25 protein-coding genes are annotated in these 23,255 nt (G+C 64.0%); 17 read left to right on the forward strand and 8 right to left on the reverse strand.

The annotated features are described in order from the left end of the window. Window positions 1-83 precede the first annotated feature (83 nt). Window positions 84-1,697, forward strand: coding sequence for a tetratricopeptide repeat protein (locus G5C33_RS08475; protein WP_165326812.1), 1,614 nt, complete (start codon window positions 84-86; stop codon window positions 1,695-1,697). After that, entirely contained in the window at window positions 1,694-2,860 is a 1,167-nt protein-coding gene (locus G5C33_RS08480) for a deoxyguanosinetriphosphate triphosphohydrolase (RefSeq protein WP_165326813.1), read from the forward strand. The genes G5C33_RS08475 and G5C33_RS08480 overlap by 4 nt, the downstream gene beginning before the upstream one ends. A gap of 60 nt (window positions 2,861-2,920) precedes the next feature. Here the strand turns inward: G5C33_RS08480 and G5C33_RS08485 are convergent, their stop codons facing one another. Then, complete coding sequence (locus G5C33_RS08485; protein WP_165326814.1) at window positions 2,921-3,223, reverse strand: hypothetical protein; 303 nt, start codon at window positions 3,221-3,223, stop codon at window positions 2,921-2,923. 238 nt (window positions 3,224-3,461) lie between these two features. Between G5C33_RS08485 and rarD the strand changes: the two genes are divergently transcribed. From rarD to G5C33_RS08515, 6 genes are all read left to right on the forward strand, one after another. Then, entirely contained in the window at window positions 3,462-4,391 is a 930-nt protein-coding gene (gene rarD / locus G5C33_RS08490; protein ID WP_165326815.1) for an EamA family transporter RarD, read from the forward strand. A gap of 58 nt (window positions 4,392-4,449) precedes the next feature. After that, a complete protein-coding gene (argS, locus tag G5C33_RS08495) occupies window positions 4,450-6,177 on the forward strand; it encodes an arginine--tRNA ligase (protein ID WP_165326816.1) in 1,728 nt (575 codons plus the stop codon). After that, complete coding sequence (locus tag G5C33_RS08500) at window positions 6,177-6,905, forward strand: SPOR domain-containing protein (RefSeq protein WP_165326817.1); 729 nt, start codon at window positions 6,177-6,179, stop codon at window positions 6,903-6,905. The genes argS and G5C33_RS08500 overlap by 1 nt, the downstream gene beginning before the upstream one ends. Before the next feature lie 154 nt (window positions 6,906-7,059). Next, window positions 7,060-8,067 carry a beta-N-acetylhexosaminidase gene (gene nagZ / locus G5C33_RS08505; protein WP_165326818.1) on the forward strand — a complete coding sequence of 336 codons (1,008 nt, stop codon included), beginning with the start codon at window positions 7,060-7,062 and terminating at the stop codon, window positions 8,065-8,067. An 86-nt stretch (window positions 8,068-8,153) separates the two neighbouring features. Next, the gene (locus tag G5C33_RS08510; RefSeq protein ID WP_165326819.1) at window positions 8,154-9,080 is read left to right on the forward strand and encodes a hypothetical protein; all 927 of its coding nucleotides are present in this window, start codon (window positions 8,154-8,156) and stop codon (window positions 9,078-9,080) included. A gap of 152 nt (window positions 9,081-9,232) precedes the next feature. After that, complete coding sequence (locus G5C33_RS08515; RefSeq protein ID WP_165326820.1) at window positions 9,233-9,649, forward strand: bacteriohemerythrin; 417 nt, start codon at window positions 9,233-9,235, stop codon at window positions 9,647-9,649. A gap of 21 nt (window positions 9,650-9,670) precedes the next feature. Here the strand turns inward: G5C33_RS08515 and G5C33_RS08520 are convergent, their stop codons facing one another. From G5C33_RS08520 to G5C33_RS08535, 4 genes are all read right to left on the reverse strand, one after another. Then, window positions 9,671-11,194: a catalase gene (locus G5C33_RS08520; protein WP_165326821.1), complete on the reverse strand. Its 1,524-nt coding sequence runs from the start codon at window positions 11,192-11,194 to the stop codon at window positions 9,671-9,673. A gap of 105 nt (window positions 11,195-11,299) precedes the next feature. Further along, window positions 11,300-12,700 (reverse strand): MFS transporter, encoded by a 1,401-nt coding sequence (locus G5C33_RS08525; protein WP_165326822.1) that lies wholly within the window; start codon window positions 12,698-12,700, stop codon window positions 11,300-11,302. Next, window positions 12,697-12,942: a tautomerase family protein gene (locus G5C33_RS08530; protein WP_165326823.1), complete on the reverse strand. Its 246-nt coding sequence runs from the start codon at window positions 12,940-12,942 to the stop codon at window positions 12,697-12,699. The genes G5C33_RS08525 and G5C33_RS08530 overlap by 4 nt, the downstream gene beginning before the upstream one ends. A gap of 5 nt (window positions 12,943-12,947) precedes the next feature. Further along, a complete protein-coding gene (locus tag G5C33_RS08535) occupies window positions 12,948-13,442 on the reverse strand; it encodes a (R)-mandelonitrile lyase (protein WP_228275248.1) in 495 nt (164 codons plus the stop codon). Window positions 13,443-13,588: 146 nt separating this feature from the next. On the opposite strand from G5C33_RS08535, the gene G5C33_RS08540 reads away from it, so the two are divergent. The 7 genes from G5C33_RS08540 to tatC all read left to right on the forward strand — a co-directional run bounded on the left by G5C33_RS08540 (window position 13,589) and on the right by tatC (window position 18,851). Then, entirely contained in the window at window positions 13,589-14,482 is an 894-nt protein-coding gene (locus tag G5C33_RS08540) for a LysR family transcriptional regulator (protein WP_165326824.1), read from the forward strand. 125 nt (window positions 14,483-14,607) lie between these two features. After that, window positions 14,608-15,477 (forward strand): MFS transporter, encoded by an 870-nt coding sequence (locus tag G5C33_RS08545; protein WP_165326825.1) that lies wholly within the window; start codon window positions 14,608-14,610, stop codon window positions 15,475-15,477. 281 nt (window positions 15,478-15,758) lie between these two features. Beyond that, on the forward strand, window positions 15,759-16,502 hold the full coding sequence (locus G5C33_RS08550) for a segregation and condensation protein A (RefSeq protein WP_165326826.1): 744 nt from the start codon (window positions 15,759-15,761) through the stop codon (window positions 16,500-16,502). Continuing rightward, window positions 16,499-17,158, forward strand: coding sequence for an SMC-Scp complex subunit ScpB (gene scpB / locus G5C33_RS08555; RefSeq protein ID WP_165326827.1), 660 nt, complete (start codon window positions 16,499-16,501; stop codon window positions 17,156-17,158). Before G5C33_RS08550 ends, scpB begins: the two co-directional genes overlap by 4 nt. 84 nt (window positions 17,159-17,242) lie before the next feature. Continuing rightward, window positions 17,243-17,479 (forward strand): twin-arginine translocase TatA/TatE family subunit, encoded by a 237-nt coding sequence (locus G5C33_RS08560; RefSeq protein ID WP_165326828.1) that lies wholly within the window; start codon window positions 17,243-17,245, stop codon window positions 17,477-17,479. Between the two features lie 146 nt (window positions 17,480-17,625). Beyond that, complete coding sequence (gene tatB, locus G5C33_RS08565; RefSeq protein WP_165326829.1) at window positions 17,626-18,075, forward strand: Sec-independent protein translocase protein TatB; 450 nt, start codon at window positions 17,626-17,628, stop codon at window positions 18,073-18,075. After that, window positions 18,072-18,851 (forward strand): twin-arginine translocase subunit TatC, encoded by a 780-nt coding sequence (tatC, locus tag G5C33_RS08570; protein WP_165326830.1) that lies wholly within the window; start codon window positions 18,072-18,074, stop codon window positions 18,849-18,851. The genes tatB and tatC overlap by 4 nt, the downstream gene beginning before the upstream one ends. A gap of 56 nt (window positions 18,852-18,907) precedes the next feature. Here the strand turns inward: tatC and G5C33_RS08575 are convergent, their stop codons facing one another. The 3 genes from G5C33_RS08575 to G5C33_RS08585 all read right to left on the reverse strand — a co-directional run bounded on the left by G5C33_RS08575 (window position 18,908) and on the right by G5C33_RS08585 (window position 21,098). Continuing rightward, the gene (locus G5C33_RS08575) at window positions 18,908-19,042 is read right to left on the reverse strand and encodes an entericidin A/B family lipoprotein (RefSeq protein WP_165326831.1); all 135 of its coding nucleotides are present in this window, start codon (window positions 19,040-19,042) and stop codon (window positions 18,908-18,910) included. Between the two features lie 291 nt (window positions 19,043-19,333). Continuing rightward, entirely contained in the window at window positions 19,334-20,911 is a 1,578-nt protein-coding gene (locus G5C33_RS08580) for a sensor histidine kinase (protein WP_228275249.1), read from the reverse strand. 10 nt (window positions 20,912-20,921) lie between these two features. After that, window positions 20,922-21,098, reverse strand: coding sequence for a NepR family anti-sigma factor (locus G5C33_RS08585; RefSeq protein WP_228275250.1), 177 nt, complete (start codon window positions 21,096-21,098; stop codon window positions 20,922-20,924). A 245-nt stretch (window positions 21,099-21,343) separates the two neighbouring features. On the opposite strand from G5C33_RS08585, the gene G5C33_RS08590 reads away from it, so the two are divergent. After that, window positions 21,344-22,141, forward strand: coding sequence for a response regulator (locus G5C33_RS08590; RefSeq protein ID WP_165326832.1), 798 nt, complete (start codon window positions 21,344-21,346; stop codon window positions 22,139-22,141). A gap of 297 nt (window positions 22,142-22,438) precedes the next feature. Beyond that, complete coding sequence (locus tag G5C33_RS08595) at window positions 22,439-23,086, forward strand: sigma-70 family RNA polymerase sigma factor (protein ID WP_165328780.1); 648 nt, start codon at window positions 22,439-22,441, stop codon at window positions 23,084-23,086. Window positions 23,087-23,255 lie beyond the last annotated feature (169 nt).

Here is a 23,255-nt window from a genome sequence, read left to right on the forward strand (position 1 = left end):
GCATGTGCGGCATCGGATTGCGGGTCCTCCGCTCCGGTCGCTCGATCGCGAGGGGCGGGATCGCTTCCGCCCGGAAAGGATGCATGACCCCCTTGTTTCGCGCCACGGCGGTTTCGTTCGTCCTTGCAGCTGCGGGCGGGGCGCTGCCTGCCGCTGCGCAGGACCTGCCGACCGAAGTCGTCGCGCCGCCCAGCCCGCTGGCCGACGAACTGGGCCAGCAGGTACGCATTCTCGCCGATGATCCGCGCAATCTGGAAGCGCTGCTGACCGCGGGCAATCTCAGCGTCCGGCTCAACGATCCGGTCGCCGCACTCGCTTTCTACTCGCGTGCGGCCGAGGAAGCGCCCGATGATCCGCGCGTTCCGGCGGGCAGGGGATCGGCGCTGGTGCTGCTGGGTAAGCCGGGCGAGGCGCTGGGCCTGTTCAACCAGGCGGAAGAAGCCGGCCTGCCGGTGTCGGCCTTCGCGGCCGATCGCGGTTTCGCCTATGATCTGCTTGGCGCGCCGGCGCTGGCGCAGCGCGATTACCGCGTCGCGCTGGAAGGGCCGCACGATGATGAAACGGTGCGTCGCTATGCCCTGTCGCTCGGCATTACCGGCGATGTCGACGAAGCGATGGCGCAGCTCGATCCGCTGCTGCGGCGAAGCGATCGCGCCGCCTGGCGCGCGCGCGCCTTTGTTCAGGCGATGAACGGCGATGTCGCCGGTGCCGAACGGATCGCCGATAACATGATGCCCGCCAATATGGGCGGCGCGCTGGCACCCTATTTCCGCCGGTTGCAGACGATGTCGGCGGCGGACCGCGCCTTTGCCGTGCATTTCGGCGAGCTTTCGCCGACGCCCGCGCGCATCGCCGATGCGGAGCTGGCGCCGCCGCTGCCGCAAACGGCGCCGGCCGCGGCGCCACCGGTACAGCTTGCGCAGGCTCAGCAGTCGCCGCAAGCCACGCAGTCGCCGCGTTCGGATCGTCGTGCCAACCGCGAACGGCAGCGCGAAGCCGCTGCCCGCCGCGAACGGGAGGCGACGGAAGCAGCCGAGCGCGAACGGCAGGCGGCACTGGCCGCGCAGCGCGAACGCGAAGCCGAGGAGACGGCACGACGCGAGCGCGAAGCTGCGGCAGCGGCGCGGCGCGAACGCGAAGCAGCGCTTGCCGCGCAGCGCGAACGCGACGCAGCCGAAGCCGCGCGCCGGGAGGCCAGTGCCACGCGCCCGGCCGCGCAGCCTGCACCCGCGCCGGTCCGCAGCAGCGCGCTCGACGATATCGTCGGCAATATCACCATTCCCGCGTCGGAACTGGGTGTCGCGCCGATGCCCGGCGGTGACCGGCCCGCGCCGGAGCCCGAACCGGAAACGACCGAGCCTGAAGCATCGGCGCCGGTCGAAGCGCAACCGGCCGCGGCGCGCCCCGATCCCGCCGCCGAACATCCCGCGCGGCACTGGGTTCAGGTCGCCGGGGGCGCCGATGCGTCGGCCTTGCCCTTCACCTGGAAACGGCTTGTCCGCCAGGCGCCCGATCTGTTCGAAGGCAGGCAGGCGTGGACGACACCGCTGCGCTTCACCAATCGGCTGCTCGCCGGCCCGTTCGACAGCAGCGGCGACGCGCAGGCCTTCGTTAATGCGCTCGCGGCGGAAGATATCGATGCCTTCGCCTGGACCAGCGAAGCCGGACAAGAGATTACCCGGTTGACGATCAAGTGACGCGCCACGCCCCCTGGGCGGCCCTGCCGGACGATAGTCGCGGCCGCCTGCACGAAGAACGCAAAGCCACCGAACGCGGCCCGCGCGACGCGTTCCAGCGCGATCGCGACCGGATCATCCATTCGATCAGCTTCCGTCGGCTGCGCCACAAGACGCAGGTGTTCCTCGCCCCCGACGGCGATCACTTCCGCGTCCGGCTGACGCATAGCCTGGAAGTCGCGCAGATCGGGCGCACCGTTGCGCGCGTGCTCGGCCTCAACGAGGATCTGACCGAGGCACTGTGCCTTGCGCACGATATCGGCCATCCGCCCTTCGGCCATGCCGGCGAGCGCGCGCTGAGCGAAGCGCTGGCGGCGCATGGCGGGTTCGATCACAACGGCAATACGCTGCGCGCGCTGATGGTGATCGATTGCCCCTATCCGCGCTGGGACGGGCTCAACCTGACCTGGGAAACGCTGGAGGGGCTGGCCAAGCATAACGGGCCGGTCACCGATCCCGGCTGGGCGCTGGCCGAAGCGGATCGGGCGTTTCCGCTCGATCTCATGCAATTCTCGTCGCTCGAGGCGCAGGTCGCGGCGATCGCCGACGACATCGCCTATGACAATCACGACATTGACGATGGCATGCGTGCCGGGCTGCTGACGCTCGACCAGCTGCTCGAACAGCCGATGGTCGAACAAGGCTGGCGGCGCGTGGAACGCAGCTTTCCCGGCGTGTCGCGCAAGCGGCTGATCGGGGAACTGACGCGCTCGCAAATCGGTGCGATGGTCAACGACCTGATCGCACAGACCCGCGCCAATATCGAAGAAGCCGGCATTGAAACCGCCGCCGATATCCGCGCGGCGGGCATGCAACTGGGCGGCTTCTCACCGGAGATGCAGGAGGCCGAGCGCAGCCTCAAGCGGTTCATGTACGCCAATCTCTATCACCATCCGCACCAGCTTGAAGCGGCGGAGGTGGCGCACGGAGTCATATCGGGGCTGTTCGCGGCCTATGCCGCCGATCCGGCGCTGATGCCCGATCACTGGCGCGAGACGATTCCGGCCGAGGAGCCCTGGCGCAGTCGGCATATCGCCGATTTCATCGCGGGAATGACCGATCGTTACGCGATTGCGCGCTATCGCGAATGCGTCGGCCCGATCGACTTGCCCGAAGGATTCTGAAACGAAAAGGGGCGGAGCGCCGCGATCGGCACTCCGCCCCGAATTTCGGCCTGATACGGCTCAGCGCGAAGCGTAGAGCGCATCGGCGATGTCGGCGCGCGCTTCCTGGGTCTTGCTGACCGGGAAGCTGACACGGCGGCCGTCGACGCGGCCGTGCACCCAGCCGTCGGCCACGGTCAGGCGGAAATGCTGGCCCGGGCCCATCGTGCCGCGATAGACGACGCCCCGATCGGTTTCGGTGACGGTGTAGCTGTAGTGCACGCCTTCGAACGAGAAGCGATGCACTTCGGGATCGGCGGCAGCCGGATTGGCGACGAAACCGAGGGCGACAGCGGCGGCGGTGAAAAGAATCTTCTTGGTCACGATCTTTCTCCTTGAAGGGTTCAAGAAAGCCAGATCGGCATCCTGTTATGTTGTCTCCGGCTGGGTATGCTGCAGTGCAACATGGCGCAAGTGAAACACGCTCATTTGTGCATGCAATCCATGCAATCGTCACTCGGTTCGATGCACGAAAGGCCCGGAAACGCGCGGATAGCTTTCCTTCTGGCAGTGCAACCGGCGCTGCTTTGACGCCGGTTTGCGCTCCCGCTAACGGGCGCCGATGAACGCTGCTTCCTCTTCCGCGCCCGCCGCACAACCGCCCGATCGTACCGGGCTGGCGCAGGGCGTGGGCGCCTATCTGATCTGGGGCGCGCTGCCGGTCTATTTCGCGGCGCTGGCCGGTCCGCGCGCCGACGAGATCGTCGCGCATCGCATCCTCTGGTCGCTGGTGCTGCTGGCCGGCGTGATCGCCGTCATGCGGCGGGGGGCCGCGCTGGTGTCGGCGCTGCGCAATCCACGCGCGCTGGGCATGCTGGCGGGCAGCGCGACGCTGATTTCGGTCAACTGGCTCACTTACATCCTGGCGGTACAGAATGGACATGTGCTCGCTGCCAGCCTTGGCTATTTCCTCAATCCGCTGGTCAATGTGGTGATCGGCGTCGTGCTGCTCGGCGAACGGCTGACGCGCGTGCAGACCGCGGCGGTGGGGCTCGCCGCGATCGGCGTGCTGGTGCTCGCGGCGGGGGCGGGGACGACATTGTGGATCAGCCTGGTCCTTGCCCTGTCCTTTGCCTTTTACGGCCTTATCCGAAAGCTCGCGCCGGTCGAGTCGGTCGAAGGGCTTACGATCGAAACGCTGTTGCTCGCGCCCTTTGCGGGTGGGTTCCTGCTCTGGCTCGGCCCGGTCAACGACTTTGGCGGGGATATGGGCATCTCGCTGCTGCTGGCGGCGTCGGGGATCGTCACTGCCACGCCGTTGCTGCTGTTCGCGGCGGCGGCGCGGCGATTGCCCTATTCGACGCTGGGGCTGCTGCAATATATCGCGCCGACGGGGCAGTTCCTGCTGGCGGTATTCTTCTTCCGCGAAGCGATGACGCCGGCGCATATCGTCTGTTTCGCGTTCATCTGGACCGGGCTCGCACTGTATGGCGCGCATGGCGGCGTGACCGCGCGCGCCGCGCGACGGCGTGCCCGGGCGAGCGGCGTCTAGCGCTACGCGCATCAAGGTGCTTTGCGAACCGGGCAAGGCTGGTCTAATGGCCCGCGCCATGACACTCTATGCCCGCTTTGCCGCGCATCTCGACGATGTGCTCGATACGCTGACCGCCGCCGATGTCCTGCCGCTGGGAATCGAGCGACGCGCCGTCACCGTCGAGCCGCCGCGCGACCCCAGTCACGGCGATCTCGCAACCAACGCCGCGATGGTGCTTTCCAAGGGTGCCGGCATGAAGCCGCGCGACTTGGCGGAGAAGATCGCGGCCGAGCTGGAAAAGCGCGAAGGGGTCGCATCGGTTTCGATCGCGGGCCCGGGCTTCATCAACATGACGCTGACCGACGCGACCTGGCGCGGCGAGCTTTCGACGATTCTCGACCTTGGCGAAGGCTATGGCCGGTCGCAGCTGGGGCAGGGGCGCCGGGTCAATATCGAATATGTATCGGCGAACCCGACCGGCCCGATGCACATGGGCCATTGTCGCGGCGCGGTGGTCGGCGATGCGCTCGCCAGCCTGCTCGAAGCGGTCGGCTATGCGGTCACCCGCGAATATTATGTCAACGATGCCGGCGGTCAGGTCGACGTCCTCGCCCGCTCGGCGCATCTGCGCTACCGCGAGGCGCTGGGCCAGCATATCGGCGAGATCCCCGAGGGCCTCTATCCGGGCGACTATCTGAAGGCGACCGGCCAGCGGCTGGCGCACGAATATCGCGACGCCTATGTCGACCGGCCCGAAAGCGAATGGCTCGCGCTGTTCCGCAAGGAAGCGGTCGCCGACATGCTGGTGATGATCAAGCGCGATCTGGCGCTGCTCGGCATCCACCACGACCTTTTCTCGTCCGAGGCGGAGCTTCAGGCGGCGGGCAAGCCCGAAGCCGCCGAGAAATGGCTGCGCGAGCGCGACCTCGTCTATGACGGCGTGCTCGAAGCGCCCAAGGGGGAGACGCCCGACGACTGGGAGCCGGTCGAGCTGCCGCTGTTCCGCGCGACGCGGTTCGGCGACGATCAGGACCGTCCGATCAAGAAGTCGGACGGCAGCTGGACCTATTTCGGCGCCGACCTCGCCTATCACTATCAGAAGGCGCAGTCGGCCGACGAACTGATCGACATCTGGGGCGCCGATCATGCCGGTACGGTGAAGCGAATCGTGGCGGCGGTGCAGGCGCTGACAGAGGGGCGGACGCGGTTCGACGTCAAGCTGGTTCAGATGGTGCGGCTGCTGCGTGGCGGCGAGCCGGTGAAGATGTCGAAGCGCGCGGGCAATTTCGTGACTTTGGCCGATGTCGTCCGCGAGGTAGGCAAGGATGTCGTTCGCTTCACCATGCTGACGCGCAAGGCCGATGCGCAAATGGATTTCGACTTCGCCAAAGTCGTCGAAGCGTCGAAGGACAATCCGGTATTTTACGTCAACTACGCCCATGCCCGTGTCGCTTCGTTGCACCGCAAGGCGGAAGAGGCGGGGATTTCGTGCGATACTGCCGACCTGTCCCTGCTTGACACAGAAGAACTGGCGCTGGTGAAGCGCGCGGCGCAGTTTCCGCGCGTGGTGGAGGGTGCCGCCGCGGCGCGCGAGCCGCACCGAATTGCCTTTTATCTCTATGATCTTGCAGGTGAGTTTCACGCGCTCTGGAACATGGGGAACGACAACCCCGAACGCCGCTTCCTGCTGCCCGATCAGCCAGGGTTAACATGTGCCCGGCTATTCTTGGCGCGCGCGATCGGGCAGATTATTCGTAACGGTTTGGCCCTCATGGGAGTGGAGGCCGTTCAGGAGATGGTGTGATGGGTACGGGTGCAGGCGAGCCGGGCTATGGCGACGATGATCGCCTTCCCTGGCTGGAATCGGTGGACGACGACTATTCCGAAGGGTCGTCCTGGGGCCGGATCCTGCTCCTTATCCTGTTGCTGCTGGCGGTGGCCGGCGCGGGCGCGTTCGGCTGGTTCTGGTATCAGCGCCATCAGGGCTTCACCGGCAACGGCGAACTGATCCGCGCGCAGTCTGGCGACTATAAGGTCAAGCCCGACGAGCCCGGCGGGATGGACCCCGAAGGCGTGGGCGACGTTGCCTATGCCGCGAGCGAAGGCGAAACGCCCAACAGCTCGGTGGCAATGGATGTGAAACCCGAAGAGCCGGTTGCGACGCCGGCTGCCGGATCGACGCCCGCTCCCGCGGCCGGCGGATCCGCGACCGCGCGGCTGGACGTGCCGCAGAGCGGCGGCCAGCTGGAGGCGCGCAATCCGGTTCCCGAGCCCGATATCGCCGCAGACGGTGGCGGTGGCGGGCTGATCCAGCTCGGCGCCTATCCCGATACTCAGGGGGCCAACGGCGCCTGGGAGATGCTGTCGGGCAAGTATGACTGGCTCGCCCCGCTTGGCCATTCGATCGAGCAGGCGCAGCGCAACGGTCGCACCATCTATCGCCTGCGCGTCAATGCCGGCAGCTTCGACCGTGCTCGCGAATTGTGCGAACGGCTGAAGGTGGCGGGCGAAAGCTGCTACGTCGCGAACTGAGGGCGCGGCCTCTTATCGGATGATGCGTGGTCTTCCAACCCGTTCGGGCTGAGCCTGTCGAAGCCCCGTCCTGCGTTCTTCGCTTGCAAAAGAAGGACGGCCCTTCGACAAGCTCAGGGCAAACGGATGTTCCTGTCCCGGTGAAGCCCAACCCATGAAACCCGTAATCTTCGGCCTTTCCGGCCACAGCCTGACCGCCGACGAGCGCGATTTCTTCCGCGACGCCGATCCGCTCGGCTATATCCTGTTCAGGCGCAATTGCGGCGATCGGGCACAGATGCGCGCGCTGACCGACAGCTTGCGCGATCTTTCCGGCCGCGACAATCTGCCGATCCTGATCGATCAGGAAGGGGGCAGGGTGGCGCGGATGCAGCCGCCCGAATGGCCCGCTTTCCCGGCGCCCGCCGTCTTTGACAAGCTGTATGACATCGCCCCGGTTTCCGCGATCGAGGCGGCGCGCGCCAATGCCCATGCGCTCGCGCTGATGCTCGCCGAAGTCGGCGTCAATGTCGATGCGCTGCCGCTGCTCGACATTGTTCGGCCCGAGACCAGTACCGTGATCGGAGACCGTTCGTTCGGCGCCGAGCCGATGCGCGTCGCCGCGCTGGGCCGCGCGACGATCGAGGGGCTGCGGCGCGGCGGCGTGGTCGGCATCGTCAAGCATATGCCGGGGCATGGTCGCGGCGTCGTCGACAGCCATCACGAACTGCCGGTGGTCAAGGCGAGCGAGGAGGAACTCGCGCTCGATATCGAACCCTTCGCGACGCTCAGCGATGCGCCGATGGGGATGACGGCGCATATCGTCTATACCGCCTGGGATGGCGAATGCCCCGGCACGCTCTCGCCCCGCGTGATCGGCGAGATCATCCGTCAGCGCATCGGCTTTGACGGCCTGTTGATGAGCGACGATATCGATATGAAGGCGCTGTCCGGCACTGCAGGCGAAAAGGCTGCGGCGGCAGTCGCGGCCGGTTGCGACGTCGCGCTCGATTGCTGGGCGCGGATGGACGAGATGGTGGAGATCGCCGAAAAGCTGGGCGATGTTTCATCGAAGACGCGCGAGCGGCTCGAACGGGCAATGGCGACCCTTGCCGACAAGCCGGAGCCGGGTGCGTTCGACGATCTCATCGCCAAGCGCGACAGCCTGCTCGCGCTTGCATGACCGCCGGTACGGAGCCGTGCTGATCGACGATTTGCCGAGATAGCTACGGATGCGTTACGATCTCCCGAAGCAGAGGGAGACACCGCATGCGCTATCGTCTGGTAGGTGCCGCGCTTGGACTGGCGATGCTGACGGCTTCCGGCATTGCGGTGGCGACTGTTTCGGCGGGCGGGGATCCCTGCCGCGACCGTTTCGATGCGCGGGCGTGCCCCGATGCGCAGATATTGCCGCATTCGAACAGCCGCGAACTCATGCTGCATGAAGTGCGCGGTTTCACTCCCGAACAGCTTGCGCTTGCCCGTGACGAGATTCTCGTCCGCCACGGGCAGGTTACCGAGGATCCGGTGTTTACGGGGCGCAACTGGTATGCCCCTGTCGGCGATATCGCATTGTCGCGGCTTTCGCCGGTGGAAACGACCAATTATGCGTTTCTCCACGAACTCGCCCAGAGCGAATTGTCACCCGAATCGGCGCAATGGGCGTTGGCCTGGGGCAATGGCGATTGGCGCGCGCGTGTGACGAACAGCGCCGGAGCGACCGGCACCTTGTACGGTTCGGATCATCGCCTGCGCTACGTGCCGGACGAGGACGGCGAGGGATGGCTCTATCTCCCGCGCGATGCCGAAGTCTATTTCTTCGATACCAAAGCCGGATGGGGCACGATCGAACCCGACTGGCGCGCACCCTGGCTGCTGCCGGCCGACGTCATCGATCAACTCGATGTCGTCATGCGCGAGCAGCGCCGCGTCCCGATGGCAGGAGCGCAGGCGATGTGCACGCATATCCAGAATCGTGATCGTTCCGCCGGATATCGGCTCGACGGCGAATATTGCGCCACCGGCGACGGGATTCCGCTGCACTGGCTCGTTCGCGGTGTCCATGATCTGGAGGGCCAGGAAGAGATGCTCGATTATCAATTCGATATCCGGGCGCTTTCGTTCGAACGCGGCGCGCAGTCGGAATCGCTGTTCGTCCCGCCCGCCGGGATCGCCCCCTGGGTGCGACCCGGTTGATCGTAACAGACGGAAAATGCACGATTATTCGAATCAATTGGGAGAATTCCTGATCCGATTTCATGGCCTTCCGGCGCGCCGGCGCCGACCCCAGCGGCTATAATGGGGGTGGGCCGCTGACGGGGTGTCACCGCCCGCGTTGGAGTAGTTGCATGCCGCTGATGAACTGGACGCCCGAACTCGATATCGGCGTCGAGGCGATGAACCATGAACATCGCCAGATCCTCGATGCGATGAATGATGTTTTCGATGCCGATGCCGCGGGCGTTTCCGGCCCGGCGATGATGGCGAAGATCGGGAAGCTCGCCGATGTCACCACGCGGCATTTCGTCGATGAAGAGCGCTTCATGGATCAGGTCGGCTTTCCCGGCCGCGAGGCGCATAAATCAATGCATGCCAAGCTGCTCACCGATTTCGGTCGCCACGCCAAGGCAGCCGAGGCTGCCGGCGGCAAGCCGAGCAGGGAATTCTTCCAGTTCCTGATGCTGTGGCTCTCCGCGCACATCAAGCATATCGATCGCAAATATGGCGATCATGCCAATGCGGCGACGGGCGCCAGGGCGGCCTGACCGCCCCGGCGCCGTCGTGGCTTATTCGGCGGGCTCGGCCTCGCGCACCGATTGTGCGGAGGCGAGGCCGGGCTGATCCGATTCCCCGCCCAGCTTCTCGCGCACGCCGGCTTCGACGCGGCGGCCGGTCTGGTCATCGATATTGCGCCAATATTCGAAGGCGCGGCGGAGCACCTTCTCGCTGACGCCCGCGCTCAGATGCCCGACGATGTTGGTCACCAGCCGATCGCGCGCGGCATCGTCCATCACGTTGCGGATCAGCTTGCCCGGCTGGCTCCAGTCGTCATCATCGGCGCGCAGCGTATAGGCTTCGCGTACCATTTCGCCGTCCGCGTGCCACAGCCCCGCTTCGCCCGGATAGGGCTGCGCCGCCGGGCCGCCATAGCTGTTGGGCGCATAGACCGGGTCGGTACTGTTCTCGGTGCGCATCGCGCCGTCCTTCGAATAGCTGTGGACGGGGCATTGCGGCTTGTTCACCGGAATCTGCTTGTAATTCACGCCCATCCGCGCGCGGTGCGCGTCGGCATAGGCAAAGCCGCGCGCCAGCAGCATCTTGTCGGGGGACAGGCCGATGCCCGGCACCATGTTGTTGGGCTCGAACGCGGCTTGTTCGATTTCGGTGTGGAAATCGGTGGGATTGCGGTCGAGCGTCATCCTGCCGACTTCGATCAGCGGATAATCCTCGTGCGGCCACACCTTGGTCAGGTCGAACGGATTGATCCGGTACGTCTTGGCATCCTCATAGGGCATGATCTGCCAGTAGAGCGTCCAGCTGGGGTGATCGCCCTTCTGGATCGCGTTGAACAGGTCGCGGCGGTGATAGTCGCTGTCCGCGCCTGCCATCCTGTCGGCCTCTTCCTGCGTAAAGCAATCGATGCCCTGATCGGTCTTGAAGTGAAATTTCACCCAGAATTTGTCGCCCGACGCATTGGTGAGCATATAGGTGTGGCTCGAATAGCCGTTCATGTGTCGCCAGCTTTTGGGAATGCCGCGATCGCCCATCAGCCACGTCACCTGATGCGCGCTTTCGGGGGATAGCGTCCAGAAATCCCACTGCATGTCATGGTCGCGCAGGCCATTGTCCTGCCGCCGTTTCTGGCTGCGGATGAAGTGCTGGAATTTCAGCGGATCGCGAATGAAGAAGACCGGCGTGTTGTTTCCGACCATGTCGAAATTGCCGTCCTCGGTATAGAATTTGAGCGCGAAGCCGCGCGGGTCGCGCCAGGTGTCGGGGCTGCCCTTTTCGCCTGCCACGGTGGAGAAGCGCGCGATCATGTCCGTCCGCGCGCCGGGCTGGAAGACCTTGGCCTTGGTATACTTCGACACGTCGTTGGTGACTTCGAAATGGCCGAAAGCACCGCTCCCCTTGGCGTGCGGCTGGCGTTCAGGAATCCGCTCGCGATTGAAGTTCGCCATCTGCTCGAGCAGATAGTGATCGTGAAGCAGGATCGGCCCGTCGCGGCCAACGGTCAGCGAATGTTCCTCGCTCTGTACGCGGATACCGGCGTCGGTGGTGGTGGGGGGAACGCTGTTTTCGTCGGCCATGATCCAGAGCCCTTATCTGTTTGGGGAAAGGGGAGTTTCTGGAAAGGATACGAACAGGCGGCGCTTCCGGTTCCTCGCCTGTGTCGAGATCGGCTTGCGGCGCCTTTATGCGCGGCGAGGCGTGCGGTCGCGCGCGAGGAAGACAACCAGCGCGCCGACTGCCGAAAAGACCGCGCTGACCAGCACCGCATGGCGCCAGCCGGCCAGCAGCCCCTCGACCCCGCCCGCGCTGCCGGCATGGGTGATCAGCAGCGCCGCGATGGTGAGGCCGGTTCCCGATCCCAGATAGCGCGCGGTATTGTTCGCGCCGCTGCCCATTGCGCTGCGGTCGGCGGGGACGCTGGCGACCGCCTGCCGCCCCAGCGCGGCGTTGAGCACGCCGTTGGCGATCCCGCACAGAAACATGCCGGGCAGCAGGATCAGCGCCGAGCCGTCCCGCGTCAGTCCATAGGTGGCGAGCTGGCCGATCGCGCATCCGGTCAGCCCGCCGATCAGCAGCACGCGCGGGCTCAGCGGCAGCCAGCGCACGCCGATCGCCGCGATCGCGGTCGTTCCCGACCAGGCGAGCAGCATCACCGCGGCGGCGAGCGGCGAGACTCCATAGCCCCGCTCGAGCACGGTGGGGATCAGCGACATCAGCGCCAGCACGCCCGCGCCCGATGCCAGCGCGGCAACGGTCGCGCCGACGAAATCGGGGCTGCGAAACAGTCTCAAGTCGAGCATCGGGCCAGCGATCCGCGCCTCCACCGCGACGAACCCGGCGAGCAGCGCCACGCCCCCGCCGATCAGCAGCCACACCAGAGGCTGGGAAAGCCCGGTGCGGCTCTGCGTCATTCCGGCGAGCAGACACGCCAGTCCGGCGGAAAGCAGCAAGGTTCCGGCAAGATCGATCCGGCGCGGATTGGCCGCGCGGCTTTCGGCCAGATACATGCGCCCCGCCACGCCGAGCGCCGCCGATGCCACGGCAGACGCCCAATAGGGCGCGGTCCAGCCGCCCAGCGCGTCCAGTCCCGAGGTGAGGATCGGACCCGCCGCCACGCCGGCGCCAAGCGATGCGGCCCAGATGCCGCTCGCATGCGGCAATTCGTCACCGGGAAAGGCGCTGCCGATCAGCCCGAGCCCGCAGGCGAGCACCGCCGCGCCCCCCAAACCCTGCGCCACACGCGCCAGGATCAGCAGCATCGGATCGCCCGCCAGTGCGCCGACCACCGAGGCAATCGCCATCACCGCCATCCCCCACACGAAGGTGCGGCGGCGGCCATAATCGTCGCCGATCGCGCCGCTCGCCAGCAATCCGGCGGCGGCACCGACGCTCATCGCGCTCAATATCCATGCCTGCGCGCCCGGCCCGGCGCCGAGCTGCGCCGCCGTTCCGGTCACGGTCGTCACCGGCACGGTGAAGATCACCAGCACCAGCGCCGTCGCCGCGCAGGCGACGATCAGCGTCGCGGTCTTGCCCGCGCCCTGTGCCAAGGCCCGCGCAGCGGCGGGCGAACCGCGGGTCATCGTTGCGCGTCGTCCGGCGAGACATAGCCGGGCTGTTTGCCCAGCTTGTGCCATTTGCCCAGGATGTCGGGATCGACGACCTTGTCGTTCCAGTCCTGCGGTGCGACTTCCTCGAACCCGACCGAGACCGAAACCTCGCCATAGCCGAGGATCCGCGTCACATCGGACGTGATCGCCTCGGCCAGCTCACGCTTCTGCGCGTCGGTCTTGCCCGGCCACAATTTGACGATGACGTGCGGCATGGCGCTCAGTCCTTCTTCGGCCCGGCGAGATAGACTTCGTCGGGGACATGCTCCATCCACTCGACATTGCTGCCCTCGGCATTCTTTTCCTGAAGCGCGATATGCGTCATGCCCTGCGTCGGCGTCGCGCCGTGCCAGTGCTTCTTGTCGGCGGGGCACCACAGGATGTCGCCTTCATAAAATTCGTGCGTCTCGCCGCCTTCCAGCTGCGTCCAGCCGACGCCTTCGGTGACGATCAGCGTCTGGCCGCGCGGATGCTTGTGCCACGCGGTGCGCGCGCCCGGCTCGAAATGGACGATCGCGCCGGTCAGGTTGGACGGGGCCTCGCGCGCGAACTGGCCGGTGATCGTCGCGCGGCCGGTGAAATATTCCGCCGGGCCTTCAACGGTCTGCATGTCTTCCTTGCGGGTGATTTCCATGTCCTGGCTCCTTGCTTCGGGGTCGTGCGCCACTGCGGGCGCAGCGGGGATGGCGAGGGCGAGTGCGGCGATCGTGAGCATTGCCGTTTGTCCTTCCATGTCGCTGAATCGATCGCGACGGGAGCCGGGGAGAGGGGGGCGGCACCCGTCGCATCCTCCAGATAGACCAAGCGGCTTTTCTGTATTAGATGCGATAATGTTCACACGTCATTGAGCAGGTTTCAACAATGCCACGCGGAACCTTGTCCGACCTTCAGGCATTTCTGGCAGTCGCACGCGAACGCAGCTTCACGCGGGCCGCCGCCCAGCTCGGCGTCTCCACTTCGGCGCTCAGCCATGCCGTGCGCGGGTTCGAGGAGCGGCTCGGCCTGCGCCTGCTCACCCGCACGACGCGCAGCGTGGCGCCCACCGAAGCGGGCGAGCGCCTGCTCAACGCCGTCGGCCCGCGCATCGACGAGATCGAAAGCGAACTCGCCGCGCTCACCGAGCTGCGCGACAAGCCCGCGGGCAAGATCCGCATCACCACCGGCATCCACGCCGCCGAGCGCATCCTCTGGCCCGCGCTTGCCAGATTCCTGCCCGCCTATCCCGATGTCGAAGTGGAACTCAGCATCAATGCCGGGCTGGTCGATATCGTCAGCGACCGGTTCGACGCCGGCGTGCGGCTCGGCGAAACGCTAGAGCAGGACATGATCGCGGTGCGGATCGGGCCGGACATGCGGATGGCCGCGGTCGCCGCGCCCGATTACCTTGCCGCGCACGGCACGCCGGAAAGCCCGCACGATCTCGCCGCGCATAACTGCATCAATCTGCGCTTTCCCACCTATGGCGGGCTCTATGTGTGGGAATTCGAAAAGGACGGGCGCGAACTCAACGTCCATGTCCAGGGCCAGCTGATCGTCAACGAAGTCGCGCTCGCGATCCAGGCCGCGGCGGACGGCGCGGGGATTGCCTTCCTGCCCGACGATTATGCGCGCGAAGCGATCGCATCGGGCCGCCTCGTCCGCCTGCTCGAAGACTGGACCCCGCCCTTTCCGGGCTACCACCTCTATTACCCCAGCCGCCGCCAGCACGCGCCGGCATTTGCGTTGTTGGTGGAGGCGCTAAGGTATCGGGGGTAGGTTGCTGCCGTAGGGGCAAAATCAATGCACGAACTGGATGGTTTCGTGATCATCGATTAACTGATCTACAATGGTCATTCAGTGGTGACTAACGAACTATCTGCGATTGATTGCGTCAGTAGAAGGTGGTTGGCGTCATTTGGCATGTCATGTTGTTATCGAAAATGGGGAGAGGCGATTTGAAATACAATCACAAGCAAGTAATATCGAGAGCAATGCTTTTTGATGATCAGATTTTAGTTGATTTATCCGATATTGCCGAAGAGGTTTGCCGAGAAGCCCGAAATAGAATTTTCCAAAATAATGGCATTACCGAAGAAAAATATTACGAATTTTTATCTGAAAACGAAAATAATACTATAGATTTTGATACTTATTTCAAAGTAAAATATCAGATTGAATCAATAGATCGTGAATTTTATGCTGAATTCTCCTCAGGATCTACAATTCAAACCAACGATTTGGATGTACTTAGGCAGGAACTTCGATTTTTATCTTCAGGAGTGGATAGAATAAGAATAGAAACTGGTCGTTATAACGAGACAAGGTTGTCGATAGATATAGGTAATGGCTACGGAGGTACATATTTTACTATCAGCGGATCTCGGGCCTTTGTAAATGATATAGCATCACGCCTTCGGGAGAGGTTCGCTGCGTCGGAAGTGGATTACGCATTTTTTAGAAATATTTGGGTATCAGTTGTTGTTTCTTTCATTTTTGGTATATTTTTCATGTTGTTTTCAATTCATTTAGCTATGAATATGAATGAAATAGTCAATAATGAGCTGCGATTAGTAGTGTCAACTCTTTTCGTGGGAATCGGGGTTATCGTGGCGATAGGTGCCGGGTATATATACTCGATTAGTTTCCCATCAATAGAGTTTGACTATGGTGTTCCGCGTCGACGCAGGCGCGCAAGGCTCGTTCTACTAGTTTGGATGTTGTCTACTATATGCGTGCCCCTCGTATTAAAGCTGGTTGACTTTGGAAACTAGTTCCTCGCTGTCGCTGCTCAATTTCCCCTGTCCTACAACCCCACACCCATCGTAGCCTCCCCGCACGATGCAACCCCATCCCGAACCCGCGCTCCGCCCCCGGCAACCCCGCTCCCTCGCGCGCGTGCGTACGCGCGTGCGTACATGCGCGCGCGTCGCGGGCACGCGCGTGCGCGTGTTACGTCACGACTCACTGCGAACTTTGCACGTAAATCTGCGGTTTTTGCCCGCCGCGTCGAAGGGCCATTGAGATGACCCCCGCATCCTGCTTAACTCCCGCGATGGACGCTCCGGTCGAAGACGCTCCCGAACGACTCAATCTCGATATCGACGGGTGGGAAGGGCCGCTCGACGTGCTGCTCGCGCTCGCGCGCAACCAGAAGGTCGACTTGACGGCGATTTCGATCCTTCAGCTCGTCGAGCAATATCTGGAATTCGTCAACGAGGCGAGCGAGTTGCGGCTCGAACTTGCCGCCGATTATCTCGTCATGGCCGCCTGGCTCGCATACCTCAAATCCGCGCTGCTGCTGCCGCGCGATCCCGAAGTCGAGCCGAGCCCCGAGGAACTGGCGCTGCGGCTCCAGCTTCGCCTCGAACGGCTGAATGCGATGCGGGAGGCCGGTGCCCGGCTACTCGCGCGCGACTGCCTCAATCGCGACGTCTTCCGTCGCGGCGCGCCGGAGGGGCTGCGGACGGTGCGGCAGGCGCGCTACGAAGCCGAAATCTACGATCTGATCGCCGCATATGGCCGAGTGAGCGCGCGCACGCGGCCGGTGATGCATGTTGTTGCCACGCGGCCCGTAATGACGCTCGACGAAGCGATCGAGCGCGTTTCGGCGATGATCGGCAAGGCCGTCGACTGGTCGACCATCGAGAGTTTTCTGCCGAAGGAAGCGACCGGCGCCTATCGCAAGTCGGCGCTGGCATCGAGCTTCGTCGCCGCGCTTGAGCTCGCGCGGCAGGGGCGGCTGGAAATGCAGCAGAAATCGCCCTTCGCGCCGCTCTATCTGCGGGCAGGCGCATGAGCGACGATCCCGACATCATCGAACGCGCGGTAGAGGCGGTGCTGTTCGCGGCGGTCGAGCCGCTGACGATCCATGAGATCAAGGCGCATGTCGGGCAGGAGGCGGACGTGCGCGGCGCGCTCGACCGGCTGAGCGCATTCTATTCGGAGCGCGGCATCGAAATCGTCCGGCGCGGCGAGCGCTGGCATTTCCAGACCAGCGCCGATCTCGCCCATCTGCTGCGCCGCGACCGCGAGGAAAGCCGCAAGCTGAGCCGCGCGGGGATCGAGACGCTGGCGATCATCGCCTATCACGAACCGGTGACGCGCGCGGAGATCGAGGCGATCCGCGGCGTGCAGATTTCGAAGGGCACGCTCGACGTGCTGATGGAGGCAGGCTGGATCCGCCCCGCCGGCCGCCGCGAAGTTCCCGGCCGCCCGCTGCTTTATGCCACCACGCCCGAATTTCTCAGCCATTTCGGGCTCGCCAGCCGCCGCGACCTGCCCGGCATCGATGATTTGCGCGCCGCCGGGCTGCTCGATCCGGTTGATGTCGCGATGGAGCAGGCGGAAATGGAGCTGGCCGACGAGGACGAGGATGCGGAAAGCGACGCCGACGACTCCGATTTCGACGAGGACGGCGACGGCGATGGCCAAACCGTAACAAAGCAGGATTAGCGGCTTCCCGGCAATCGGCCCGGTGATCGGCGTTGCCGATTGCATGGACGGCCATTAAATAGGTCGGAGTCGAGGAGATTATGTATGAGTCCGAGCATCTGGCAGATTATCATCGTCGCCCTGATCGCAGTGGTGCTGCTGGGTGGCGGCCGTTTTTCGAGCATGATGGGCGACGTCGCCAAGGGTATCAAAAGCTTCAAGAAGGGCATGTCGGAAGACGATAATGCCACGCCCGCGCCGCCGAGCCGCATCGAGGGCCGTCGCGCGTCCGAACCCGGCGTCGAAACCGAAACCGAGCGCAGCCGCGAGGAACAGCGCTGAGCACTCGCGTGGCGCGGGGCCGGGGGCACGCCTCCGCTCCGTGCGTGTCGCGCGAAGGCGAGGCACAGCGGCGCATCTTTCGCGGCACGTCCCCCGACTGCGGTCGGGACGGGCGGCATTCGAAGTTCAGGGACAGGCACTAGCGAATGTTTTCCGATATCGGCTGGAGCGAGTTGCTGATGGTCGGCTTCATCGCGCTGATCGTGATCGGCCCGAAGGACCTGCCCAAGGCGATGCGTTTCGCCGGCCAGTGGGTCGGCAAGGCACGCGGCGTCGCGCGGCAGTTCCGCTCGGGCTTCGATGCGATGGTGCGCGAGGCCGAGCTGGCCGAAATGGAAAAGAAATGGGCCGAGGAAAATGCCCGGATCATGCGCGAGCATCCGATGCAGGGTTCGCTGCCCGGCCCCGACGGCGAAGTCGCGCCGCCCGCAGCGCCGCAGCCCGCCGCGGAACCGGCGCCGCCGCCGGCTTCGCAGCATGTCGCCGATGAGGATGCGCCGCCGGTGATGACCGAGCGTCCCGTTGTCCATGAGCCCCCGCAACCGGAGGCGAGCGAGACCGCTCCGCCCGCCAATTCGGACAAGCCCGGTTCGTGAGCGACACTGACGAAATCGACGACAGCCAGGCACCGCTTCTCGATCACCTGATCGAGCTGCGGCGGCGACTGCTCTATTGCGCGCTCGCCGTGGCGGTGACGTTTGTCGGCGCCTATTATTTCGCCGAAGTGATCTTCGCCTTCCTGGTCCAGCCGCTGGTCGCGGCGGGGCAGGGGAAGATCATCTTCACGCAGATTTTCGAAGCCTTTTTCGTGCAGGTGAAAGTTGCGTTCTTCGCGGCGATGATGCTGTCTTTCCCGGTGATCGCCAACCAGCTGTGGCAATTCGTCGCGCCGGGCCTCTATCGCAAGGAAAAGCGGGCGCTGCTGCCTTTCCTGCTGGCGACGCCGATCCTGTTCCTGGGCGGGGCGGCGATGGCCTATTACATCACCATCCCGGTGGCGCTGCATTTCCTGCTCAGCTTCCAGGGCGATCTGGGCGGCGTGCAGCAGGAGGCATTGCCCTCGGTCGGCAATTATCTCGATTTCGTGATGCAGTTCCTGTTCGCCTTCGGGCTGGCGTTCCTGCTGCCGGTGCTGCTGATGCTGCTCGAGCGTTCGGGGCTGATCACCTATGAGCAGATCAAGGGTGCGTGGCGCTATTTCTGCGTCGCGGCGTTCGGCGTGTCGGCGGTGCTGACGCCGCCCGATATCTGGTCGCAGTCGCTGCTCGCGCTGCCGCTGATCGGGCTCTACATGCTCTCGATCGTCGCGATCCGCATCACCCACCATCGCCGCGCAAAGGCGGAAGCCGCGACCGAAGAGGAGCTGCCATAAAAAAGGGGCGGAACGCCGCGCGTCCCGCCCGTTCGTCATATTTGGGAGAGGATGGCTTATTTGGCTTCGTCAGCCGCGCCCGAAACCGCGTCGCCTGCCGAGGAAACGTCCTGACCGACGCCTTCCACCGTGTTGCAGGCGGAAATCGCGAACATGCCCGCAATCGTGGCTGCAAAGAAGATCTTACGCATAGCTCAATACTCCAGACCAGGGATGGATCGGCCGCCGGGGCGGCGTCAAAATGCCAATGCCGCAGCCGCGCTTTCGTTCCGAAAGTCGCCTGAAACCAATGCTTTTGTGAGGAGAGCCCCAAATAGTAAGCCCGGAAGCGTCACCGGGGGGGGGAGGGGGTTGACGCTTCCGGGCCCATGTCTTGGATAGCGAGAGCGGGGGGGCAATAAAGTCACTATCCGAATAGCAGAACGCCCCTTTACGTCAGCGGTTCCCTCGACCGGAATATTTTTTGATTCTTTTGTTTGCAGTCACGAACGGCCGACAACGGCAATCGACATTTCATAGGCGCCGAGCAGCGGATCGTAATGCAGCTTGGTGCGGAGCTGCCGCGCAAGCCCCCCGATGACGCGACCGTAGCGGGCCTGAAGCAGCGCTTCCATCTCGCTGCTTTCGACCAGCGCCGGGGAAACCACGCGGAGCGTGGCGCGGTCTTCGGTTTCGCCCTGCCTGAGCACGATCCGCACCTGCGCTGCGGGCGAGCAATTCATGGCCAGTTCGACGATTTCCGTCAGGAGAAAGGCGACAGCCACGGCGACGTCCTGGCTGACCATATAGGGTTCGAGTTCGAGCGTAATGCCCACGCCCGACGCCGACGCTGGAGCGGTGGCGCGGATGCTGGATGCCAGCTCTCCGATCACCGAGCGCAGTTCCAGCCCGCTATTCTCTTCCATCTCCGCATAGTGATAGCGATGCACGACGGCGAGCGCATCGACGCGCCGCTGAATCGAGGCATAGGCTTCTGCGGCTTCCGGGCCCCGGGCGCCGCGGGCGTGGAAATTGATAAGGCTGGCGATGACCTGCAGGTTGTTCTTCACGCGGTGATGCACTTCGCGAGTCAGCCGTGTCTGCCGTACCAGCCCTTCGGCAAGATCGGCTTCGTGCACTTGCACGGTACGGCTGATTTCCCGAAACGTCTCGCCCAGCTCGCGGATTTCCTGTGCCGGCATCGCGCCGAACTTGCCAGCCTCCATCGTTTCGCCCGGTTGATAGGCCCCCACTTCGGCACGCAGCCGCCGCAACGGCCGGATCAGCAGCCGATCGACGACGAACCAGGCTATGCCCGCCGCTGCGAACCACATCAGCAAAGGCAACAGCATCGCGATCAGCAACGGCGCTGTGATGGGCGCGCCGGGCATTTTCATTTCCAGGATCAATCCGTCGACGCCCAGATTGCTGCGGACGACTCCGCGACCTTCCAGCGTGTCGCTCTCCAGTCGGCGCAATTCGAGCCTGGGGCCGTCCCGTTTCGTCAACGCCGCGCCATATTGCGGCACAAATCCGCTGGGACGCGCAAGCGCTGCCAGTGCGCGTATCGGATAATAGGCCGATGCAGTCCCGCCGGCTGCGCCTCCGATCCGCATCGTCAGTCCTTCTCCGGGGACGATGGCGGCACTGACTTCGCCAGGTTCGAGGAATTCCGCCCCGGCGACACTGAACTGGGTGCCGCATAGAATGCGGCCGTTCTGATCGGTGATCGCGAATTGCGCGCCGCTCGCCGCCAGCGCGGCGAAATTACCTTGCAGCCGAGTGCAGGCGGGTGCGTCTGTTGGGGAGCGCTCGATCACGATCAGTGCCTGCCGCAACACGCGAACATGGTTACTCAGGAAGGATTCGAGAACCGCCGTGCTTTCCCGCGACGCGGCGTTGAGCCGCGCTTCGGCCTCGACGTCGGCAAGCCGCGTGGTTCGTAATGTCGTGAACAGAGCGATTAGCGCGAGCGGCAACAGCGCGCAGGACAGAATCAGGAAAACCTTGGCCCCGGTGGGCATGCGCGCCAGCACCGCGGCCGGCCCTGAACTGTCCGGCTCGTGATCGGATTCGGCCATGAACCTGAGCTCAGGAGAGCTTTTTCAGCAAATCGAGCATGGAATCCGGGATCGCCTCACCAACGGTATCGTCATAGGCCTTACGCAGCGCATCGCCGACATCGCGATCGTCACGATGCTTGCCTTCGCCGTTTTTCTCCGACGGCGGATGCTGTCCCATATTCTTGTCTTGATCAGCAGAGTGCACCAATTCCCCCCTTTGGGCCCTTCGGCAGGGCCCGGGATTAAGAACATTGACCTGGTCGTGCAAGCGTCCCGAAAAACCCGGAGGGACAACCCGCGCCATTTGCATGAAACCAAAAAGCGCGTCGTTGGTTCCACAGTGCGATGCAAATCCGGGGAGGGGCTTCTTCGGGTATGTAAATCGACGATTGCAACAGGGGGGCAGCGACCGCATGGTCGCCGGCTCACGCGAAGGAGAATGACCGAACCATGTCGCTTGGACAGCAAATCGCGCCGCATCTTCCGTTCCTGCGGCGCTATGCCCGTGCATTGACCGGCAGTCAGGTGGAAGGCGACCGCTATGTTCGCGCCGCGCTTGAAACAATCGTGGAAGCGCCCGACGAATTTCCGCGCGACATCTCGCCGCGCCTTGCCCTGTACCGTACATTTCAGGCGATCTGGCAGACGACGCAGGTTGCCGAGCATGATGCCGGCAGCGCCGAGGGCGGTGAAGCGATTGCGCGCGCGCGGCTTGCCAAACTGGCGCCGATCTCCCGGCAGGCGCTGTTGCTGACGGCGATGGAGGGGTTCACGGTCGAGGACACCGCTTATCTGATTCAGAAGGAGCCGGAGGAGGTGTCCGAACTGGTTTCCGAGGCGATTTCCGAAATCGAGACCCAGACGCGCACGCGCGTGCTGATCATCGAAGACGAACCGCTCATCGCGATGGATATCGAAACGATCGTCCGGGATATGGGCCATGATGTCACCGGCGTCGCCGTCACGCGCGACGAAGCCGTGGCGCTTGCGATGGAAGATCGACCGGGCCTGGTGCTCGCCGACATCCAGCTGGCCGACGACAGTTCCGGTATCGATGCGGTCAAGGATATTCTGAACGAATTTGCGGTGCCGGTGATCTTCATTACGGCATTCCCGGAACGGCTGCTCACCGGCGAACGCCCCGAGCCGACGTTTCTCATCACCAAGCCGTTCCAGCGCGAGACCGTCAAGACGACGATCAGCCAGGCGCTTTTCTTCGATCAGGCGACGGTTCCGGCCGGCGAATAAGGCCGCGCACTGGAAAATCGAAAGATGGAACGGAGCCAAAACGGTTTTCACGGGTTGATGGCGCATGGCTGACCAAGACGAACATATCGAACTCGACACTGATCGAGCCCGCGCCGGCGCCACGCCCGGAATGACTCGCTACATCTTGACCTTTTCGATGGTTCTCATCGTGATAGTGATGATGGGTGTATTGTGGTGGGGCTGGTAAGCGCCCAGGGTGCTACCCCTGGCAAAGTCGCTCCGCCGCCTTATGTGGTGAAGCCTGATGGCTCCGGTCCAGCTAATGAACGGAATCGAATGACGCAGTCCGACAAGTCCGACGATGCTTCCAATGAGGAATCGGTTGAAAAGACCGAGCACGTCGCGCTTTCAGATCCCGAGTTCAAGGACCAGCTGGCCCAGGTGATTCCGCACCTGCGCGCCTTCGGGCGGTCTCTTTCGGGCAGCCGCGATCTTGCTGACGATTTGGTTCAGGAAACGTTGCTCAAGGCATGGGCCGCGCGCAAACGCTTCCAGGCCGGCACCAATATGCGTGCCTGGACCTTCATCATCCTGCGCAATCTTTATCTGAGCCAGATGCGGCGTTCGCGATTCAAGGGCGAATGGGATGATATGGTTGCCGACCGGCTGCTCGCCGCGCCGGCCAGCCAGGATCGTCATGTCGAACTTTCCGACATGCAGCGGGCATTGCTGCATCTTCCCCAGCCGCAACGGGAGGCGTTGATCCTGGTGGGGGCGGGCGGTTTCGCCTATGAAGAGGCGGCCGAAATTTGCGGCGTTGCGGTTGGTACGATCAAGAGCCGCGTCGCGCGAGGACGCGTCGCGCTCGAAAATACGCTAAACGATGGACAACTGCCGTCGCGCCGTGACGGCGATGCCGGCGATGGGCGCAGCGCCCTAGATACCATTCTGAGTGAAGTCGACGACCTCAGTCGGGATCGATAGAAGCGGGAAAGGCGAATGCGAAACGCAGTCGTCTTTCGCCTTTTCTAACATCTCAGGGCGTGAAGCGGGCTTGGCCTTCCTTGTTCAGGCGCCGCAATAAGGCAGCCATGTCATCGGGCAGCCCCAGATCGCGGTCATAGGCGTCGCGTAGCGCAGTTCCGATTGCGTC

This window comes from Sphingosinithalassobacter tenebrarum (assembly GCF_011057975.1).
Classification (GTDB): domain Bacteria; phylum Pseudomonadota; class Alphaproteobacteria; order Sphingomonadales; family Sphingomonadaceae; genus Sphingomonas; species Sphingomonas tenebrarum.

Bases quoted from the DNA above. Each gene is read 5' to 3' on its own strand.
- G5C33_RS08475 (WP_165326812.1), top strand. From the start codon at position 84: ATGACCCCCTTGTTTCGCGCCACGGCGGTTTCGTTCGTCCTTGCAGCT.
- rarD (WP_165326815.1), top strand. From the start codon at position 3,462: ATGAACGCTGCTTCCTCTTCCGCGCCCGCCGCACAACCGCCCGATCGT.
- argS (WP_165326816.1), top strand. From the start codon at position 4,450: ATGACACTCTATGCCCGCTTTGCCGCGCATCTCGACGATGTGCTCGAT.
- G5C33_RS08500 (WP_165326817.1), top strand. From the start codon at position 6,177: ATGGGTACGGGTGCAGGCGAGCCGGGCTATGGCGACGATGATCGCCTT.
- nagZ (WP_165326818.1), top strand. From the start codon at position 7,060: ATGAAACCCGTAATCTTCGGCCTTTCCGGCCACAGCCTGACCGCCGAC.
- G5C33_RS08510 (WP_165326819.1), top strand. From the start codon at position 8,154: ATGCGCTATCGTCTGGTAGGTGCCGCGCTTGGACTGGCGATGCTGACG.
- G5C33_RS08515 (WP_165326820.1), top strand. From the start codon at position 9,233: ATGCCGCTGATGAACTGGACGCCCGAACTCGATATCGGCGTCGAGGCG.
- G5C33_RS08520 (WP_165326821.1), bottom strand. From the start codon at position 11,194: ATGGCCGACGAAAACAGCGTTCCCCCCACCACCACCGACGCCGGTATC.
- G5C33_RS08525 (WP_165326822.1), bottom strand. From the start codon at position 12,700: ATGACCCGCGGTTCGCCCGCCGCTGCGCGGGCCTTGGCACAGGGCGCG.
- G5C33_RS08530 (WP_165326823.1), bottom strand. From the start codon at position 12,942: ATGCCGCACGTCATCGTCAAATTGTGGCCGGGCAAGACCGACGCGCAG.
- G5C33_RS08535 (WP_228275248.1), bottom strand. From the start codon at position 13,442: ATGCTCACGATCGCCGCACTCGCCCTCGCCATCCCCGCTGCGCCCGCA.
- G5C33_RS08540 (WP_165326824.1), top strand. From the start codon at position 13,589: ATGCCACGCGGAACCTTGTCCGACCTTCAGGCATTTCTGGCAGTCGCA.
- G5C33_RS08550 (WP_165326826.1), top strand. From the start codon at position 15,759: ATGGACGCTCCGGTCGAAGACGCTCCCGAACGACTCAATCTCGATATC.
- scpB (WP_165326827.1), top strand. From the start codon at position 16,499: ATGAGCGACGATCCCGACATCATCGAACGCGCGGTAGAGGCGGTGCTG.
- G5C33_RS08560 (WP_165326828.1), top strand. From the start codon at position 17,243: ATGAGTCCGAGCATCTGGCAGATTATCATCGTCGCCCTGATCGCAGTG.
- tatB (WP_165326829.1), top strand. From the start codon at position 17,626: ATGTTTTCCGATATCGGCTGGAGCGAGTTGCTGATGGTCGGCTTCATC.
- G5C33_RS08575 (WP_165326831.1), bottom strand. From the start codon at position 19,042: ATGCGTAAGATCTTCTTTGCAGCCACGATTGCGGGCATGTTCGCGATT.
- G5C33_RS08580 (WP_228275249.1), bottom strand. From the start codon at position 20,911: ATGGCCGAATCCGATCACGAGCCGGACAGTTCAGGGCCGGCCGCGGTG.
- G5C33_RS08590 (WP_165326832.1), top strand. From the start codon at position 21,344: ATGTCGCTTGGACAGCAAATCGCGCCGCATCTTCCGTTCCTGCGGCGC.
- G5C33_RS08595 (WP_165328780.1), top strand. From the start codon at position 22,439: ATGACGCAGTCCGACAAGTCCGACGATGCTTCCAATGAGGAATCGGTT.